This is a genomic window from Microbacterium ureisolvens (assembly GCF_019511645.1).
GTDB classification, from domain to species: domain Bacteria; phylum Actinomycetota; class Actinomycetes; order Actinomycetales; family Microbacteriaceae; genus Microbacterium; species Microbacterium ureisolvens_A.
The window spans coordinates 213,622-231,751 of sequence record NZ_JAEUAX010000005.1 but is presented as its reverse complement, the minus strand read 5'-3'; the positions used below and the strand labels follow the sequence as shown (position 1 = coordinate 231,751).

The 18,130-nt window shown below is 68.9% G+C and carries 15 protein-coding genes; 11 read left to right on the top strand and 4 right to left on the bottom strand.

The features are described from left to right. Window position 1: 1 nt before the first annotated feature. From manD to JNB61_RS11255, 6 genes are all read left to right on the top strand, one after another. Window positions 2-1,240, top strand: a complete 1,239-nt coding sequence (manD, locus tag JNB61_RS11280) for a D-mannonate dehydratase ManD (protein WP_220339683.1) — start codon at window positions 2-4, stop codon at window positions 1,238-1,240. Next, window positions 1,230-1,781: a gluconokinase gene (locus tag JNB61_RS11275; RefSeq protein WP_220339682.1), complete on the top strand. Its 552-nt coding sequence runs from the start codon at window positions 1,230-1,232 to the stop codon at window positions 1,779-1,781. Before manD ends, JNB61_RS11275 begins: the two co-directional genes overlap by 11 nt. Further along, entirely contained in the window at window positions 1,771-2,829 is a 1,059-nt protein-coding gene (locus tag JNB61_RS11270; protein WP_220339681.1) for a LacI family DNA-binding transcriptional regulator, read from the top strand. The genes JNB61_RS11275 and JNB61_RS11270 overlap by 11 nt, the downstream gene beginning before the upstream one ends. A gap of 105 nt (window positions 2,830-2,934) precedes the next feature. Next, window positions 2,935-3,924 (top strand): Gfo/Idh/MocA family protein, encoded by a 990-nt coding sequence (locus JNB61_RS11265; RefSeq protein ID WP_220339680.1) that lies wholly within the window; start codon window positions 2,935-2,937, stop codon window positions 3,922-3,924. After that, window positions 3,921-5,663, top strand: coding sequence for a family 43 glycosylhydrolase (locus tag JNB61_RS11260; RefSeq protein WP_220339679.1), 1,743 nt, complete (start codon window positions 3,921-3,923; stop codon window positions 5,661-5,663). The genes JNB61_RS11265 and JNB61_RS11260 overlap by 4 nt, the downstream gene beginning before the upstream one ends. A 24-nt stretch (window positions 5,664-5,687) precedes the next feature. Further along, complete coding sequence (locus tag JNB61_RS11255; protein ID WP_220289157.1) at window positions 5,688-6,485, top strand: SDR family NAD(P)-dependent oxidoreductase; 798 nt, start codon at window positions 5,688-5,690, stop codon at window positions 6,483-6,485. A 34-nt stretch (window positions 6,486-6,519) separates the two neighbouring features. Here the strand turns inward: JNB61_RS11255 and JNB61_RS11250 are convergent, their stop codons facing one another. Together JNB61_RS11250 and JNB61_RS11245 are read right to left on the bottom strand one after the other, a co-directional pair. Then, complete coding sequence (locus tag JNB61_RS11250; RefSeq protein WP_220339678.1) at window positions 6,520-7,545, bottom strand: LacI family DNA-binding transcriptional regulator; 1,026 nt, start codon at window positions 7,543-7,545, stop codon at window positions 6,520-6,522. 36 nt (window positions 7,546-7,581) lie between these two features. After that, window positions 7,582-8,229 carry a TetR/AcrR family transcriptional regulator gene (locus JNB61_RS11245; RefSeq protein ID WP_220289155.1) on the bottom strand — a complete coding sequence of 216 codons (648 nt, stop codon included), beginning with the start codon at window positions 8,227-8,229 and terminating at the stop codon, window positions 7,582-7,584. A gap of 105 nt (window positions 8,230-8,334) precedes the next feature. On the opposite strand from JNB61_RS11245, the gene JNB61_RS11240 reads away from it, so the two are divergent. The 5 genes from JNB61_RS11240 (at window position 8,335) to JNB61_RS11220 (ending at window position 16,183) form a co-directional block, all read left to right on the top strand. Then, window positions 8,335-9,687 (top strand): MFS transporter, encoded by a 1,353-nt coding sequence (locus JNB61_RS11240; protein WP_220339677.1) that lies wholly within the window; start codon window positions 8,335-8,337, stop codon window positions 9,685-9,687. Further along, window positions 9,684-12,389 (top strand): alpha-L-rhamnosidase, encoded by a 2,706-nt coding sequence (locus JNB61_RS11235; protein ID WP_220339676.1) that lies wholly within the window; start codon window positions 9,684-9,686, stop codon window positions 12,387-12,389. The genes JNB61_RS11240 and JNB61_RS11235 overlap by 4 nt, the downstream gene beginning before the upstream one ends. After that, window positions 12,386-13,618 (top strand): glycoside hydrolase family 1 protein, encoded by a 1,233-nt coding sequence (locus JNB61_RS11230; RefSeq protein ID WP_220339675.1) that lies wholly within the window; start codon window positions 12,386-12,388, stop codon window positions 13,616-13,618. Before JNB61_RS11235 ends, JNB61_RS11230 begins: the two co-directional genes overlap by 4 nt. 29 nt (window positions 13,619-13,647) lie before the next feature. Then, on the top strand, window positions 13,648-14,475 hold the full coding sequence (locus JNB61_RS11225) for an SDR family NAD(P)-dependent oxidoreductase (protein ID WP_220339674.1): 828 nt from the start codon (window positions 13,648-13,650) through the stop codon (window positions 14,473-14,475). Window positions 14,476-14,569: 94 nt separating this feature from the next. Next, window positions 14,570-16,183, top strand: coding sequence for a hypothetical protein (locus JNB61_RS11220; protein ID WP_220339673.1), 1,614 nt, complete (start codon window positions 14,570-14,572; stop codon window positions 16,181-16,183). 53 nt (window positions 16,184-16,236) lie between these two features. On the opposite strand, the gene JNB61_RS11215 is transcribed toward JNB61_RS11220, so the two are convergent. Continuing rightward, window positions 16,237-17,109, bottom strand: coding sequence for an SDR family NAD(P)-dependent oxidoreductase (locus tag JNB61_RS11215; RefSeq protein ID WP_220339672.1), 873 nt, complete (start codon window positions 17,107-17,109; stop codon window positions 16,237-16,239). Continuing rightward, a complete protein-coding gene (locus JNB61_RS11210; protein WP_220339671.1) occupies window positions 17,096-17,914 on the bottom strand; it encodes a sugar phosphate isomerase/epimerase family protein in 819 nt (272 codons plus the stop codon). The genes JNB61_RS11215 and JNB61_RS11210 overlap by 14 nt, the downstream gene beginning before the upstream one ends. Window positions 17,915-18,130 lie beyond the last annotated feature (216 nt).

Below are 18,130 nucleotides of genomic sequence, written 5' to 3'. Positions count from 1 at the left end.
CATGATCATCGACAAAGCCGAAGTCATCGTCACCAGCCCCGACCGTAACTTCGTGACCCTGAAGCTCACGACGTCCGACGGTGTCACGGGATTGGGGGACGCCACCCTCAACGGACGCGAGCTGGCGGTCGTCGCCTACCTCAAGGACCATGTCGCCCAGCTGCTCATCGGGCGCGACGCGTCGCGCATCGAGGACACCTGGCAGTTCCTGTACCGCAGCGCCTACTGGCGCCGCGGCCCCGTCACCATGGCGGCGATCGCCGCCGTCGACATGGCGCTGTGGGACATCAAGGGCAAGGCCGCAGGCATGCCGGTGTACCAGCTGCTCGGCGGCGCGTCTCGCACCGGCCTGCTCGCCTACGGACACGCGTCTGGCAAGGAGCTCCCCGAACTGTTCGACAGCATCCGGTCGCATCAGGAACAGGGCTACAGGGCGATCCGCGTGCAGACCGGCGTGCCCGGCCTGAAGTCGATCTACGGGATCGCCTCGAACGCGACCTTCGAAGCGAATACGGGTGTGCGCTACGACCACGAACCCGCTCAGCGCGGCGCGTTCCCCGCGGAGGAGGACTGGGACACCCGCTCCTACCTGCGCCACATCCCGACCGTGTTCGAGGCGGTGCGCCACGAGTTCGGGTCCGAGCTGCCGCTGCTGCACGACGCCCATCACCGGCTCACGCCGATCCAGGCGGCGAAGCTCGGCAAGTCGATCGAGCCGTACGACTTGTTCTGGCTCGAGGACTGCACGCCCGCCGAGAACCAGGAGGCGCTGCGCCTCGTGCGTCAGCACACCACCACGCCGCTCGCGATCGGCGAGATCTTCAACACCGTCTGGGACTACCAGCAGATCATCCGCGAGCAGCTCATCGACTACGTCCGCTCCGCTGTCACCCACACCGGCGGCATCACGCACCTGAAGAAGGTGCTCGACTACGCGTCGCAGTATCAGATCAAGTCGGGCATGCACGGTCCGACCGACATCTCGCCAGTCGGAATGGCCGCCGCGATGCACCTGGGCCTCGCGATCCACAACTTCGGCATCCAGGAGTACATGCGCCACGGTGAGAAGACCGACCAGACCTTCGAGCAGTCCTTCACCTGGAACGACGGATTCCTGCACCCGGGTGATAAGCCCGGACTAGGTGTCGAGCTGAACATCGACGAGGCCGGCAAGTACCCCTACGAGCAGGCCTACCTGCCGTACAACCGGCTCGCGGACGGCACTGTCCATGACTGGTGAGCTGCTCGTGAGCGCGGGCGAGGACGGACGAGCGGATGCTGCCGCCCGCGCTCGCGTCGTGGTCATGGGTGTCTCGGCGTCGGGGAAGTCGTCGGTCGGCGCCGAGCTCGCGCGTCTGATCGGCGCACGATTCGTGGATGCCGACGACCTGCACCCGGCCGCGAACGTCGCGAAGATGGCGGCAGGCATCCCCCTGGAGGACGAGGACAGATGGCCGTGGCTGGATGCCGTCGCAGCGACGATCACCGACGCCGAGCGGACGGTGGTCGCGTGCTCGGCGCTCAAGCGGTCGTATCGCGACCGGCTTCGAGACGCGGCGCCAGGCGTGGTCTTCGTCCACCTCACGGGGTCTCCCGAACTGCTGGCCGCCCGCGCCGGCGGTCGCGAGGGGCATTTCATGCCGCCTGCCCTGCTGAGCTCTCAGCTCGACACGCTCCAGCCGTTGGGAGACGACGAGGTGGGAGTCGCCCTGGACGTGACTGCGCCGGTCGCCGATCTTGCGCGTGCCGCGCGGGGATGGTTGGACGCGCGTGCACGCTGACGACACCATCACGAGATCGGGCGAGGCGCCGCCTCCCGAACTCGTCGCTCGCATCCGGCGTCGAGGCGGCGCGGCGACGATCTACGACGTCGCCGAGCTCGCCGGAGTCAATCCGTCGACCGTCTCCCGGGCCCTCAGCAAGCCGGGCCGCATCAGCGAGAAGACCGGGGCGAAGATCCGCGACGCCGCCGAGCGGCTCGACTTCAGATTCAACCCGATGGCGCGGGCACTGCCGACCGGACGCAGCCAGACGATCGGGCTGCTGGTCGCCGACATCACCAACCCCGTCGTGTTCGGCATCGTGCGGGGGGCCGAGCACGCTGCCGCGCGCGCGGGCTACACCCTGGTGATCGCCGAGTCGCAGGAGTCGGGGCAGGCGGAGGAGCAGGCGATCTCCCGCATGCTGCCCAGCGTGGACGGCCTGGTGCTGGCCACGACACGTCTGGCCGACGAGAAGATCGGGGCGCTCGCCCAGCGCAAGCCCATGGTGCTCATCAACCGTCGCGTCGGCGCCGTCGAGGAAGTCCTCCCCGACCTCGAAAGCGGTGTCAACGCGATGATGGACCATCTCGTCGAGCTGCGTCACACGTCGATCGTCTACCTGGCGGGTCCCGAGACGTCCTGGATCAGCCGTCGTCGGTGGGAGTCGCTTCTCGACGCCGCTGAGCGCCTCGAGTGCGGAATGGTCGAGATCGGGCCGAACATTCCCACCATCGAGGGAGGCCGTGCGGCCCTGCGCCGAGTGCTCGCCGCGCGCGCGACCGCGGTCATCGCCTTCAACGACCTGATGGCGATCGGCCTCATGCAGGCGGCCGCGTCCGCGGGCGTGGACGTGCCCGGGGCGCTGAGTGTCGCGGGCTTCGACGACATCTTCGGCAGCGAGCTGATCGTGCCGCCGCTGACGACGGTGCAGGCGCAGCTCGAGCGAGCAGGGGAGAGGGCCGTCGAGAAGGTGCTCTCCCAACTCGGCAACGACGTCGATGAGAACGACGACGGCCCGTTGCCGACCCGCCTGATCGTGCGGGGCAGCACCGGACCGCGCGCGTGAGCCGTTGCCGGCTCATCAGCGGGCATCGCAGCACCATCACACACCACTTCGACAATCGGCTATCGCTCGGGTTCCCCTGACGGCGAGACGCCGAGGAAGGCAGACATGCACAGATGGGCCATCATCGGCACCGGCGACATCTCGGATCGGCTCGTGCCGGATCTGCAGGCGGTGGCGCCCGGCGCCATCACCGCGGCCTGGGGGAGGACACCGGAACGGGCGTCGACATTCGCCGCCGCCCACGGCATCCCCTTCTCCACCCACTCGCGCGAGGAGCTGCTGCAGCGCACCGACGTCGACGTCGTCTATATCGCCACGCCGGCGCACACCCACGCCGACATCGCGATCGAGGCGCTCGAAGCCGGCAAACACGTGCTGATCGAGAAGCCCATCGCGACCACTGAGGGCGAAGCGGAGCGCATCTTCGACGTCGCGCGCCGCACGCGGCTGTTCGCGATGGAGGCCATGTGGATGAGGTTCAACCCTCTCCACGTGGAGATCCTCGATCGCATCTCGGGTGGACTCCTGGGCGAGGTCAGCAGCGTGCGTGCGAGCTTCGGCACGCCGTTCCAGGCGCGCGGTCGCACGCTCACCCCGGCGCAGGGAGGCAGCATCCTTCGAGACCGCGGGATCTACCCGGTCGCCCTCGCCCAGTGGTTCCTGGGCGAACCCCGCCGCGTGCAGGCGTCGGGGGAGTTCATGGACGGCACGGATGTCCACGGCTATGCCACGTTCGAGGCCGCGGACGGATTCGCGCAGCTCGCGTGGTCGGGAGTCCGGTTCCTCGACCTCTCCGCGACCGTCAGCGGTGAGCGCGGATGGGTCACACTCGCCCCCATGTTCTGGGCGGGGACCCGCGCCCGCGTGCATGCGGGGTCGGCCGAGCGGATCTTCGGGGCGCCCGAGATCGTCGAGCACCCGCGTGAGGGCAACGGGTACCGGCAGATGCTGGCCGCCGTCATCGGGGCGTTGGACGACGGGCTGCTCGAGCACCCCTGGCACGGCCGCGATGACACCCTGGCGCTGGCGCGGACGATGGATGCGGTGCTCGCCGACATGCACGCCTGCGCGGTGGCCGAGGAGGTGTTCCGGTGAACCGTGTCGTCTGCAATCCGGTCGATCTCGCGTACCGGTACCAGGATGTACGGATGCCGTTCGGTGGGCGCTCCGTCCACCGTGAGGCCGCAGATCCCACCGTCGTGCACTATCGCGGGCGCTACTACATGTTCGCCTCGATGACTCGCGGCTTCTGGCACTCCGAGGACCTGGTCGAGTGGGAGCTGCAGCACAGCGACCGGATCCCGGCGACCGACTATGCGCCCGACGTGCGCGAGGTCGACGGTGCACTCCTGTTCACGGCATCTCGTCGCGCGAAGGGTCGCTTCTTCCGCAGCGTCAACCCGCTCGCCGACGACTTCCAGGAGGTCGCTTCGAGCGAGATCGCCTTCTGGGATCCCGCCACGTTCCAGGACGACGACGGACGGCTGTATCTCTACTGGGGCTGCTCGCACAATCAGCCCATCCGTGGCGTGGAGCTCGACCGCGAATCACTGCAGCAGATCGGTGAGGCGGTGCCCCTCATCGAGGCGGACGCCGCGGTCCGTGGGTGGGAACGCCCCGGCGACGACTATGTACCCGTGGTGCGACGCGGGATCGCAGGCAAGATCATGGATGCCTACATCGGCGACTCGCCCTTCATCGAGGGCGCCTACCTGAACCGCGTCGCCGGGCGCTACCACCTCCAGTACGCGGGCCCGGGCACGCAGTACAACACGTACGCCGACGGCTCCTACACCGGAACGGGGCCGCTTGGTCCCTTCGAGTACGACCAGAACAGCCCGTTCTCGTCGAAGCCGGGAGGGTTCATCACCGGCGCCGGGCACGGCAGCACCTTCCAGGACCGGCACGGAAACTGGTGGCACGTGGCCACGATGCGGATCTCGGTCAATGCCGACTTCGAACGGCGGATCGGTCTGTTCCCCGCGGGATTCGACGACGACGGCGTGCTGTTCTGCAATCAGAACTTCGCCGACTTCCCGATGTCGATTCCCGACCGCGCCTTCGACCCGTGGACCGAGGCGTCTCCCGGCTGGATGCTGCTCTCGTATCGGGCCGAGGCCACGGCATCGTCCTTCCTTGCGGAGCACGAGCCGAAGCTCGCGACCGACGAGTCGGTGCGCACGTGGTGGGTGGCCGGCTCCCGAGAACACGGCGAATGGCTGAGCATCGATCTCGGCGCGGTGATGACTGTTCACGCGCTGCAGGTGAATCTCGCCGACCACAAGCTCGAGCAGCATGCGCCGAAGCTTCGTGATCTGGCGAAGGGCACCGTGAGCAAGCGCGGCATCTTCCCACACTCGTACCCCACGGAGTTCCGCGTCGAGGTCTCGGTCGACGGTGCAGAGTGGACGCTCGTCCACAACACCGCCGACGCGGGGGAAGACAGGCCGCACGCGTTCATCGTGCCGCCCGCGCCCCACGAGGTTAGGTACGTGCGCGTGACCGCCGGCGCCATGCCGTTCGGTGGGCCCTTCGCGCTCAGCGGTCTACGGGTGTTCGGGCACGCCGATGTGGCGAAGCCGGCGGCGGTCACGCCGACGGCGACCCGGCCCGATGCACGCACGGCCGTCCTCGCCTGGGACGCGGTGCCCGGCGCCGTCGGCTACAACATCCGCTACGGCATCGCGCCGGAGAAGCTGTACCACAGCTGGCTGGTCTACGACCGCACGGAGCTCGAGATCGGCTCGCTTAACGCGGACCCCACGTACTGGGCGGCGGTCGACAGCTTCAACGAAGCGGGGGTCACTCCCGGGCCCATCGTGCGGATCGACTGACCGACGAACGAAAGGAAAACGAACATGGACATCCCCAACAAGGTTTTCGTCGTGACGGGAGCCGGCAACGGCATCGGACGCGAAGTGTCCCGGCAGCTACTCGTTGCGGGAGCATCGGTCGCCGGCGTCGACCTCAGCGAGGCTGGTCTGAAGGAGACGGCGCGTCTCGCGAACGCCGGCGGGCGCTTCTCCGCCCATGTGGTCAACATCACCGACCGCGAGGCGGTCGAGGCGCTGCCCCCTGCGGTCGAGACCGTCCACGGTCGCGTCGACGGGCTCATCAATGTCGCCGGTGTGATCCAAAAGTTCGTCAAGGTCAACGACCTGCCGTTCGCGGAGATCGAGAAGGTGATGAACGTCAACTTCTGGGGCACGATCTACATGTGCAAGGCGTTCCTGCCGACGCTCCTCTCGCGCCCTGCCGCCGCCCTCGTGAACATTGCCAGCATGGGCGCCTACGCCCCCGTGCCCGGCCAGGCGGTCTACGGCGCGTCGAAGGCGGCGGTGAAGATCCTCACCGAAGCGCTCTACGCCGAACTGCTCGACACGAACGTCTCCGTCACGGTGGTTTTCCCGGGCGCCATCGGCACCGACATCGCCGCGAACTCCGGCGTGGCCCTGGGGGATGCCTCGGCCGAGGCGCCCGCGTTCAAGACCACTGCACCTGCGGACGCTGCGAAGGTCATCGTCGACGCGGTGCGCAAGGGCAAGTTCCGCGCGACGATCGGCGCCGACGCCGCAACGATGGACCGCCTCTCCCGGCTGAGCCCCAAGCATGCGACGACAATGATCGCGAAGCAGATGGGCGCTCTCCTGAATTGAGCGGGGGCACCGTACCGCCGCCGTTGCTGTGAGCTCAGGCGGCGCCGGGCGGGCCTGTCGACTCCCGGACGACGAGCGAGGTCTCGAGCAGGCCGGCCGCGGCCTCCGCTTCGCGGTCCAGTTCCCCGAGCAGTCGCCGCATGGCGGCCTCGCCCACCTCGGTGGAGGGGGTGCCGATGCTCGTCAGCGTCGGTGTCGTGAGGTCCGCGCCGAAGACGTTGTCGAAGCCGACGATGCTGAGCCCGCCCGGGACGTCGATCCTCGCGGCGCGAGCGGTTCTGAGCAGTCCGAGCGCGACGAGGTCGTTGTAAGTCAGCACCGCGGTGACCCCCGAAGCGAGCACGCGCGGCAGCGCGGCCTCACCGCCGGCCATCGTCGCGTCCCCGATGGGGATCTCGACGACGGTCAGCCCACGCGCGACCGCGCTCTCGAACACGACCTCCCACCGTCGCCTGTTCATCCATGATGTGGCCGGGCCGGACACGTAGCCGATCGAGCGGTGACCCAGACTCTGAAGATGGTCGACCGCCTGGCGTATCCCGACAGTGACTTCGGGCACGATCGCCGGAACTCCCTCGACTTCGCGATTGGCTAGCACGACCGGCTTGATCTCTGCCAGGTCGAGGATCTGGTCGTCGGTGAGGCGCGAGCCGAACAGCAGCATGCCGTCCACCGAGGGCAGCAGGCGGCGCGCCGTCGAGAGCTCGAGTGCGGGATCCTCCTGCGACTCGGCGAAGACGAGCGTCAGCTCACTCGACGTCGCCACGTGTTCGGCGCCGCGGAGGAGCTGCAGGTATACGGGGTTCGTGATGTCGGAGATGAGCACGGCCATCGTGTCGGTGCGCCCGGTCGGCAGCGCCCGCGCCATCGGGTTGAGCTGATACCCGATGCTCGCCGCGGCATCACGGATGCGCTCCTCGGTCTTGGCGTTGATGCGACCCGGCTTGTTCAGCGCTCGCGACACGGTCGACGCGCTGAACCCAGTGAGCTTTGCGACGTCGTAGATCGTCGGGGGTGCCTTGCGTCTGACTGGTCGGGCGTCCGTCTCCGCTTCTTCCACGCGCTCCTCATCCCTGTGTCGCTGCCGCTCATCGTCTCATAGCGGGCCCACCGACACCTTCAGGCGCGTGTGCTCCTCGTCAGCGGGGCCACCGAAGAGCTTCATGAAGAGCTCGAGCAGCGACAGCGCATCGCGGGAGGGATCGAGCAGCCACTGGATGCGCAACCCGTCGACCATCGCGAGCACGAGCGTCGCCTTCTCGTCGGCGGTCGTCTCTCCGGTCTCGCGCGCGAGCGGCAGCGGACCGCTCGTGAAGCGCCCCCGCATGCGCTCGCGGCGGCCCACGAAGAACTCGTGCGCGGGATGAGCGGGGTTCGTCGCGGCGACGGTCAGCGCCATCCAGTTGCGCTGGTAGTCCGGATCCGCAAACTCGTCTTCGAGCACGACGCCGAGGATCTTCTCGGCCGGCATGTTCGACGCCCCGATGCGCGCCGCCATCTCCTCCTCGTCGGCTTCTCGCTGCGCGAGCGCGGCGAGGAGCAGCTCGTCCTTACCCGAGAAGTGGCGCAGCAGGGCGGCGTGCGTGAGGTCGGCGCGGGTGGCGATGTCGCGCAGGGATGCGCGTTCGTAGCCGTGCTCGGCGAAGCTCGCGAGCGCGGCCTTCACGATCTGGCGACGCCGTTCCGGCGTCGAGGCGTGCTCCCGTCGAGGCGTGCGCTCGGCTGCGCGAGGACGCGAAGTCATGCTGTCTCGTTTCTGTACTTGCATTCTTGTTACCACTGTGGTTACCTTTTGTCGATCTTGCAACCGGTTGCCACCGTAGCCCGGGTGAATCACAAAGGAGTCGAAATGAGCGAGAACATGTCAGAGCGGGGGGCCGTCGACGACGTCGCCGCCTCTCTCGCCATCGCCGATGAGACGGGCGCGGCAGCCCCGGACGAGACGACGACGGATGCCGCCGCCTCGGCGATGCCGCGGGTCAGCGGTGGGTACGTCTTCTGGCTGATGGCCGCGAGCTTCGGCGCCTCCATCGCGATGATGGTGCCCTTGGCCTACGGCCTCGCTCTGCGCATCACCGAGCTCGCTCCCGGCCACGAGGAGGTGCTTGGCTACGTCACCGGTTCGGCCCAGCTGGTGTTCCTCATCCTCAGCCCGATGATCGGCATCTGGAGCGACCGCACGCGCTCGCGGCTCGGTCGACGCACGCCGTTCCTCTTCCTCGGAGCGGTGCTCGGCGTGATCGGGGCGCTGATCATCGGCGTCGCACCGAACCTCCTTCTGGTGGGTGCGGGCTGGGCGGTCGCGATGGTCGGCTGGTCGACCGCCGGTGCCGCCATCCAGACCATCCAGGCCGACAAGCTGCCGGAGGAGCAACGCGGCAAGGTGTCCGCGCTGACCGGCGTCATGACGCAGATCGCCCCCGTGATCGGCATCGGCATCGCCTACGCGGTGTCGTCGAGCACCATGCTCGTCTTCCTGGTCCCCGCGATCATCGGCACGGTCCTGCTCGTCCTCTTCCCCGTCTTCAAGCCCGAGGGCAGCTCCAAGGACCTTCCCGTCGACTCGTCGGTGACGCTCAAGAAGATCGTCTCGAGCTACGGCTTCAGCGTGCGCCGCTACCCGGCCTTCGCGTGGAACTGGCTCGGACGGTTCGTCTTCTTCTTCGGTCTGTACTTCAACACCACGTTCGGCACCTTCTTCTACGCGCAGCGCCTGGATCTCCCGGTGCGCGAGGTTGCCGGCGTCGTGGCCACCATCGGCATGCTGGGCATCGTCGCGGCGACCGCCGGTGCGCTCGCCGGCGGCTTCCTCTCCGACAAGCTCAAGCGGCGCCGCCTGTTCGTCATGATCGCAGCCCTGCTCTTCGTCGGCGGCGCCATCACCGAGGCGTTCGCGTGGTCTCTGCCGCAGCTCATCGTCGGCGCCGTGCTCATGCAGATGGCGATCGCGGTCTTCGCGACCGTCGACCAGGCCATCGTCTACGCGATCCTGCCCGACCGCGCCGAGGCGGGACGCTACATGGCGGTGGTCGCCTTCGCACAGAAGATCCCGAGCGCCCTGGCCCCGCTCCTCGCACCTCTCATCATCACGATCGGGGCAGTCGGCGGCGACAAGAACTACACGCTGCTCTACCTCAGCGGTGCGGTGCTCGCCCTCGTAGGCGGACTCATCATCCTGCTCAAGGTCAAGGCCGTCCGATGACCTCGATCGAGACCGTCGCGGCAGCGACGCGGACGGATGCCGCACCCTCAGGCCTGGCGGTCGACGTCGGTGGCGACCAGTTCATCGTGTCCGGCCCCACGCCGCGGCTGTCGTGGCTGCTTCCGCGCGGGGCCACGCACCAGGAGAGGTACGAACTCGAGGCGACGGTCGACGGTGAGCCGGTCGGCATCGTCATCCGTCATACCCGCGAGCACCTGCGTGCGTCGTGGCCCTGGGCGCCCCTGCGAAGCACGCAGCGCGTGCAGTGGCGTGTGCGCACGACGACCGATCTCGGCACATCCGGGTGGTCGGAGTGGTCGCGGTTCGAGGCCGGCCTGTTCGACGAGGACTGGACCGCCCGATGGATCTCGCCGGCCGAGAGCGACCATGCGGGCTACGGTCGCCGCCCCGCGCACGTGCTCGCCACCACCGTCGAGGTCCCCGAGGGTGTCGCCTCGGCCCGCCTGTACGCCACCGCGCTCGGCGTGTACGAGGCGTTCATCAACGGCGAGCGCGTCGGCACGGCAGAACTGTCGCCCGGCGCCACCTCCTACGACCGCACCCTGTACGCACAGGCCTCGGACGTGGGCGAGAGCCTCCGTCCGGGTGCGAACACCCTCGAGGTCGTCCTCTCCGACGGCTGGTTCCGCGGTCAGGTGGGCGCTTTCCGCGAGCCTGCGGGATGGGGCACAGTGCTCGGCGCGCGCGCAGAGCTGCACGTGGACTTCGCCGACGGCTCCACCCGCACCATCGTCACCGACGGGGAGTGGACGAGCAGCCGAAGCGAGATCGTCCAGGCCGACCTCATGGCCGGGCAGATGACCGATTTCTCGTCCGGACACGAAGCCGCAGCATCCGTTCTCGTCGATGTCGTTCACGCGCCGCCGGCGATCAGCTGGTCGCCCGCGCCGCCCGTGCGCATCGTCGACACACGCCCTGCCGTGAGCCTCACCGAGGTGGCCGATGGAACGTGGGTCGCCGACTTCGGGCAGAACGCGTCGGGCTGGATCCGCCTCGCGGACCTCGGCCCCGCCGGCACGCGTACGGTCATCGACTACGGCGAGTTCGTCGGCCCCGACGGCGACCTCTCGACCACCCACCTCGACTCGGTGCGTCCGGGCGAGCCCGCGCGGCCGTTCGTGCAGCGTGACGAGGTCGTCTCGAGCGGGGGTGCGGAGGTCTTCGAACCCCGCCACACGGTGCACGGCTTCCAGTACGCCCGCATCACCCGTGAGGGCGGGACGCTGGATGCCTCGTCCCTCGAGATGCGCGTGGTGCACACCGACTTCCGCCAGACCGGCACGTTCGCCTCGAGCAACGACGACCTCAATCGGCTGCACGAGCTGGCGAGGTGGAGCTGGCTGGGCAACGCCGTCGACATCCCGACGGACTGCCCGACCCGTGAGCGCCTCGGCTGGACCGGCGACTACCAGATCTTCGTGCCGACAGCCACGCGGCTGTACGACGTGCTCGGCTTCAGCCGCAAATGGCTGCAGTCGGTGCGCGACGACCAGCTCGACGACGGGCGCATCGCCAACTTCTCGCCCGACGGCCGTCGCATCAAGCACAACCTGCAGCACCAGCTCGCGATGATGACGGGTTCCGCGGGCTGGGGCGACGCGATCGTCGCCGTGCCGTGGGAGCTGTACCTCTCCTACGGCGACCGGGAACTGCTCGCCGAGAATTGGGACGCGATGGTCCGCTGGGTCGAATGGGCCCTCGGCACCGCGCGGACCGCGCGCCACCAGTCGCGCGTCGAGCGCTCACCGGAGGAGCAGCCGCACGAGCAGTACCTGTGGGACGGCTCCTTCCACTGGGGGGAGTGGATCGAGCCGAAGCCGCGCGCGGCAGACGGCAGTCTGATCGACCTGATCCACTCGAACCCGATGGCCTGGTTCATGTCAGACAAGGGAGAAGTCGGCACCGCCTACCTCTATCGTTCGACCGCCACCCTCGCCCAGATCGCTCAGATCCTCGGACGGGTGACGGATGCTGCGACATATGCCGCGACGGCCGAGAAGGTCCGCGACGCGTGGCGCACCGAGTTCCTGCTTCCGGGCGGTCGCACCGTCGCCGACACGCAGGCCGCGTACGTGCGCGCGCTGTCGTTCGGGCTCATCCCCGACGACCAGCGCCAGGACGCGGCATCCCGTCTCGTCCAGCTCATCCGCGAGGCGGGTCTGCACCTCGGCACGGGCTTTCTCTCGACGGGCGACCTGCTCCCGGTGCTCACCGACCTGGGCCACGCCGACATCGCGTACGCGGTCCTCTTCCAGCGCACCTCGCCGTCGTGGCTCGCGATGGTCGACAGAGGCGCGACGACAATCTGGGAGGACTGGGACGGCATCGACGAGAACGGCGTCGCCCACGACTCGCTGAACCACTACAGCAAGGGCGCCGTCGTGCGCTACCTGCACACTCACGTCGTGGGGCTCCGGCAGGCCGAGAGCAGCGTCGCCTGGACCGACATCGTCGTGCAGCCGATCCCGACCCCCGAGGTGACCTGGGCACGCGGCACGCACGACTCGCCCCAGGGCCTGATCGCGGTCGAGTGGCGGACCGAGGGCGACGAGATCGAGGTCTCGGTCGATGCCCCGGCCAGCGTCGGCGTACGCATCGTGCTGCCCGACGGCACCACCAGCGACGCCCGCGGACCGCACCGCGCGCGAGGACTTCACCGCAACCGAGAGGACGAACGATGACCACCTTCCCCGAGGGCTTCCTGTGGGGCGCGTCCACGGCGCCGCACCAGATCGAGGGCAACAACGTCAACAGCGACTGGTGGGCACAGGAGCAGGTGACCCCCGGCATGGAGCTCTCCGGCGACGCCGTCGACAGCTACCACCGCTGGCGCGAAGACATCACACTGCTCGCCGAGGCCGGTCTGAACTCCTACCGTTTCGGCATTGAGTGGGCGCGCATCGAGCCGCTGCCCGGCCGGTTCTCGAAGGCCGAGCTCGCGCACTACCGGCGCCAGATCGAGTTCTGCTTCGAGCTCGGCATCACGCCGGTGATCACGCTGCAGCACTTCACGACACCGCAGTGGTTCGCAAAGGACGGCAGCTGGTCAGCTCCCGACGCGTCGGACAAGTTCACCCGCTTCGTCACCGAGGCCACCACCATCCTCGACGGCGTCGCGTGGGTCGCGACGATGAACGAGCCCAACATGCAGGCCGCGATCATGACGGCCATGGCCCGCATGGCGGCCCAGGCGGGCGGTCAGTGGCAGAGTCCCACGGTCGAGGCGGAGTACGCGAGCGACGAGGAGCGCGAGCAGGCCGCGCGCAACAACTTCCTCGCTTACGCAGACCCCGAGATCGGGCGGAAGTTCGTCGACATCCACCACGCGGCGCGCGAGATCGTCCGGGCCCGCACCGGCGCGAAGGTCGGCTGGACCATCGCCGCGGGTGCCCTCACCGCACAGCCCGGCGGCGAGGCGAAGCTGGAGGAGATCCGCTACGGCAAGGAGGACATCTTCTGGGAGGGTAGCCGCGGCGACGACTTCGCCGGCGTACAGGCGTACTCGAGCCAGGAAGTCGACGCCAACGGCCTCGTGCCCCACCCGAAGCTCCCCGACAACACCCTCGTCGGTACGACGTTCCGTCCCGACTCGCTCGAGATGGCGGTGCGCCACGCCACCGAGGTCACGCAGGGCGTGCCGATCCTCGTGACGGAGAACGGCATCGCGACCGGCGACGACACCGAGCGCGTCCGCTACACCGATGCGGCGTTGCGCGGCCTCCACAACGCCATCGCCGACGGCATCGACGTGCGCGGCTACCTGCACTGGACCCTGCTCGACAACTTCGAATGGGGCCACTGGGAGCCGACCTTCGGTCTCATCGCCGTCGACCGCGAGACGTTCGTGCGCACGCCGAAGCCGAGCCTCGGCTGGCTCGGCGAGATCGCCAAGCGCAACGGCCTGGCCTGACCCGCACCCCACCCGAAACGGAGACACCGATGTCCTTCCCCTTCGCCGACGTCTCGGCGCAGCCACTGACCGACCTCCTCTCACTCGCCGACCGGCGAGCCGTCGTCACGGGAGGTGCGCAGGGCCTCGGAAAGGCGATCGCATTGCGCCTCGCTGAAGCCGGTGCATCGGTCGCGATCGCGGACCTCGACCAGGCGGCGGCCGCCGCGGCCGCCGCCGACATCGAGCACCATCACGGCGGCCGCGCGGTCGGCGTGGCCATGGACGTGACGGATGCCGGCGCCGTCGCTGCCGCGACCGACGACGTGGTCGCGGCGCTGGGCGGCGTCGACATCTGGATCAACAACGCCGGCATCTTCCCCAGCGCACGCCTGCTCGATATGCCCGACGAGCTCTGGGAGGCCGTGTTCGCGGTCAACACGCGCGGTGTTCGAAACGGCGCCCGCGAGGCCGCACGCCGGATGGACGAGGGCGGTGTCATCGTCAACATCGTCTCGACCGCCGGCTTCCGCGGCGTCGCGCAGGGACTCTCGGCGTACGTCGCCTCGAAGCACGCCGCGCGAGGGCTCACCCGTCAGCTCGCGCTCGAGCTTGCGCCCCGAGGCATCCGCGTCCTGGGCGTCGCTCCGAGCTACGTGCCCACCGAGGGGAACATCGCGGCCGCCCAGGCGGCAATGGCGGCCATGGCCGAAGCGGGCATCAACCCGAGCGGCGTGCCGAGCGCCATGACGCAGAGCCTCATCGGCCGTCTCGGTACGCCGGACGACATCGCCCGAGTCGTGCTGTTCGCCGCCAGCGACCTGTCGATCGTCATGACGGGAAGCACCCTGCTCGCCGACGCCGGCGAAACCCTCTGACGGCGTGCGGGCCCTTCGGGGCCCGCACGCCTCACCCTGGGACGACGTCGTCCCGACCGAACCGCGCAACGCTGCGCGAGGAAGGCACACAGCCATGCGGGAGCCCGCACCCACCTCGGTTCGAACCGGGGAGTTCGGCCGCATCGATATCTCCGACGTCCCGGTTCCCGCCCATGTGCGCACCGGGACAGCCACTTATACGCCGTCGGGCAGGGTGTTCCTGCTCTACCGGCACGACGACGATCCCCACGGCGAGGACTACTACCGCGCGGCGGTCGTGGACGACGACGGCGACGGCTTCCGGGAGATCTTCGCGGGGCGCATCCCGCAGTCGCCCACCGCGAACGGCATCCGTCACATGCCGTTCGTCGACAACCGTCGGGTGCTCCTCGGGGACCACGTGCTCGAGGCGACTCCGGACCTGGACTCCTGCGAAAACGCAGATCTCGTCGGGGTCGAGTACCCGTGGGGTCTCGCGGCCGACCCGCGTGTGTCGCACCACTGGTCGGAGATCATCGTGTCGCCGGACGAGCGCATCGCGTGGACCACGCTGCGCAAGGACTTCACGGCCTTCGCGGCCCTCGGGAGGCTGCGCCGCACCGAGAAGGGCTACGTGATCGACGGGCCGACCGTCATCAGCAGCGCCGAGACGTTCGTACCGGATCCGGCGCGCGCCGGGTTCAGTCGGGTGCGGCCCACTCTCGGCGGCGAGGTGAAGCAGTTCGTCCGCGGGGGCACGGCGATCTCGTCGGTGGGCGATGGTGGGCGCGTGCTGACCGACTCGGTGATCCAGGACCTCACGGAGGAGTTAGTGGTGCCGGTGACACGCGCACCCGGTTACGACGAGACGACGATCCTCTCGCCCGATGAGCAACTGGGCATCGTGATGTCGACGAGGGCATCGGCGACGACCGATCTCGCGGTACTGGGTCTGGTCCCGCGTCCCTACGCGAACCTGATCGGCCGCGAACTCGCGTGGGCCGCCTACATCTATGCCGTGGGCGGGGTGCGGGAGTTCCGGCCCGGGAACGTCGGACCCGTGCTGGTCGACATCGAGCGGTCGTCCACCGATCCCTCATACCTCGGCGTCCCCCTCATCAGCGACGATGACGACTGGGTGTACTGCTCACCGATGTCATGGCACCCCGACGGCACGAAGGTGATGTGGATGGAGATGGTCCGCGGCAGCGGACGCGGCGGGGATCCCACGATGCGCATCCGCGTGGCGCACCTCGTCGACCGCCCCCCGTCCGACCCCGTGCCTGCCGCAGCAGAGGTTCCCGCCGTACCGTATGGCGTGACCGGGACGGATGCCGAGCGCTGGCTCGCCACCGATTCCCGAGATGTGCGCTCCGCTCGCATCGCCGGTCGCCACTCGGGCTACGTCGAGTACGAGCGCGAGCCCGCGGCGCATCCGGAGGTGGCGTCTCGAGCGGAGCTGCACTTCGTGGACTTCAGCGACGATGGTCGGAGTGTCTGCACCGGCTGGGAGCGCGTCACGTCTTCCCCGGTGGACGGCACGGTCTACGAAGCGGACCTGTTGGTGCGTGGCGACGTAGGCGGGGAGATGAAGCTCCGTCTCGAGTGGTCAGGGCTGGCCGACGGCGCCCGGATCCGCTTCGAGCCCGATGAGTCGGGCCGCCCGCGGAGCTCCGGCCACGCCCGCTGCGGCGACCGCCTGATCAGGGTGGAGGACCTCACCGCGTGACCGCTCGGGAGATGCGCTGAGCTGAAGCTCGGCGTCATCTCCCTGAGTCGTTCTCACTGCCTGCGGCGAGAGGAGCCGTCTGCCGCGGTCGCCGCATCCTTCGCCGCCATGTCCAGCCCGATGCGCATCATGCGCTCACTGAGGGAGAGGCCGAGCCGGCGCGGCATCCGTCCGAGCAGGGGAGCGGAGAACGCGTTGCCCCGGCCGGGAACGACCACGAGCGGGGGGCGCGAACGGTCCAGCGCGCGCAGCGTCGCCGAGACGACAACCGCCGGAGTGAGGTAGGCGCTGTCGGGCCCGACCTTGCCGCCGGAGCGGTCGAAGAACTCCGTGCGGGTCGGCCCGGGCAGCACCGTCAGCGCGGCGACTCCGTGCGGACGAAACTCGGCGTCAAGCGCCTGGGTGAAGCTCTGCACGTACGCCTTGGTGGCGCCGTACACAGCCATGTGGGGCGCTGGCAGCAACGCGGTGAGGCTCGCAACGTTGACGACCGCGCCACGTCGGCTGGCAACCATGTCCCCGCCGAAACGGCGCGACAAAGCGGTGAGCGCGGTGACGTTCAGGGCGATCACGTCGTCGAGCGTCGCGGGGTCGGTGTCGACGACGTCGCCCAGCGTGCCGAAGCCCGCGTTGTTGACGAGGAGGTCGACCGCGATCCCGCGGCGCGCGAGCTCGGCGTGCAGCGACTCCGCGGCATCCCGCGGGATGAGGTCGAGGTCGATGCAGGTCACCTCCACGCCCGAGTCGGCACGGACGTCATGGGCAAGCTGTTCGAGCCGTCCGGCACGCCGCGCCACGAGGACCAGGTTCACGTTCCGCGCGCCCAGCTGACGGGCGAACTCGGCCCCGAGGCCCGAGCTGGCGCCGGTGATCAGCGCAGTGCCGCCCAGTACCAGGAAGGGCCCGGCGAGGTCACGACGCGACATCGGGAACTCGCTCCAGGTACGCCAGCGACGCCGCGATCGCCTCGAAGACATCGCCGTCGACCTGGTCGAACTCGATGACGTCGAGGCGATCCGCGGGCGCGGCGTCCATGATCCCGCGGATGTCGAGCTGTCCCTCGCCGAGCGGGCGCTGCGCGAGTTCCTCGGCGGGCAGGCCCGCCGCCGATGCGAACGGATCGCGGTCGAGCGGGCCGTCCTTCAGGTGGAGAGCGACGACGCGATCCCCGAGGCGTCGCAGGAGGGCGGCGACGTCCTGCCCCGCCACCGCCGCCCAGTAGACGTCGACCTCGAGGGCGACGGCGGGGTCCACAAGCGACACGAAGTGCTCGTAGGCGCTGAGCCCCGCGACCTGGTGATGGAACTCGAACGAGTGATTGTGATATCCGACCCGGATGCCGGCGCTCGCCGCCTCGGCTGCGGCGGCGTTGAAACGGTCCGCGGTGCGAGCGATGTCGTCGGGGGTGCGCCACCGTTCAGCAGGCACCATGGGGTCCACGAGAATCTCGATCCCGAGCGCGTCGGCGGCCTGCAGCGTCACGGCGAGCGGAGGTAACGGGACGATCTTGCCCTGGTACTGGATCTCGTCGGACAGGAACGGTGCGTGAGCGCTGGGAGCGCGCAGGCCATGACGTTGCATCGCCGGAATCAGCTCCGTTGTCCGATCGAAGATGGAGAAGGGCTCGACGCGCCGGATGCCGAGGGCGGCGACGCGCTCCAAGGTCCCGTCGAGATCGCTCAGCTGCGTGCGCAGGCTATACAGCTGGAGGGAGGATCGGGGCGCGGACATGAGTTCCTCTCGACGTGACGGATCGCCCGATAAGTAGACCATTCTCTGGAGCCAATGACAATCGATTGCCAACGAGCTCGATGGACATTCGCGACCTCACGCCATGGCGCTGGTGAGCGCGCGGGAAACCTGCTGATCCTCTTCTACTAGTCGCGCTCCGCTTCTACTCGTCGTCCGATTGCCGTCGTAACGTTGCCGTCGTCTCCGGCAGCCTCG

Excerpts from the sequence above, each read along its gene's own strand:
- JNB61_RS11215 (WP_220339672.1), bottom strand. The coding sequence starts at position 17,109 with ATGTCGCGTCGTGACCTCGCCGGGCCCTTCCTGGTACTGGGCGGCACT.
- JNB61_RS11255 (WP_220289157.1), top strand. The coding sequence starts at position 5,688 with ATGGACATCCCCAACAAGGTTTTCGTCGTGACGGGAGCCGGCAACGGC.
- JNB61_RS11245 (WP_220289155.1), bottom strand. The coding sequence starts at position 8,229 with ATGACTTCGCGTCCTCGCGCAGCCGAGCGCACGCCTCGACGGGAGCAC.
- JNB61_RS11225 (WP_220339674.1), top strand. The coding sequence starts at position 13,648 with ATGTCCTTCCCCTTCGCCGACGTCTCGGCGCAGCCACTGACCGACCTC.
- JNB61_RS11240 (WP_220339677.1), top strand. The coding sequence starts at position 8,335 with ATGAGCGAGAACATGTCAGAGCGGGGGGCCGTCGACGACGTCGCCGCC.
- JNB61_RS11220 (WP_220339673.1), top strand. The coding sequence starts at position 14,570 with ATGCGGGAGCCCGCACCCACCTCGGTTCGAACCGGGGAGTTCGGCCGC.
- JNB61_RS11210 (WP_220339671.1), bottom strand. The coding sequence starts at position 17,914 with ATGTCCGCGCCCCGATCCTCCCTCCAGCTGTATAGCCTGCGCACGCAG.
- manD (WP_220339683.1), top strand. The coding sequence starts at position 2 with ATGATCATCGACAAAGCCGAAGTCATCGTCACCAGCCCCGACCGTAAC.
- JNB61_RS11275 (WP_220339682.1), top strand. The coding sequence starts at position 1,230 with ATGACTGGTGAGCTGCTCGTGAGCGCGGGCGAGGACGGACGAGCGGAT.
- JNB61_RS11265 (WP_220339680.1), top strand. The coding sequence starts at position 2,935 with ATGCACAGATGGGCCATCATCGGCACCGGCGACATCTCGGATCGGCTC.
- JNB61_RS11235 (WP_220339676.1), top strand. The coding sequence starts at position 9,684 with ATGACCTCGATCGAGACCGTCGCGGCAGCGACGCGGACGGATGCCGCA.
- JNB61_RS11230 (WP_220339675.1), top strand. The coding sequence starts at position 12,386 with ATGACCACCTTCCCCGAGGGCTTCCTGTGGGGCGCGTCCACGGCGCCG.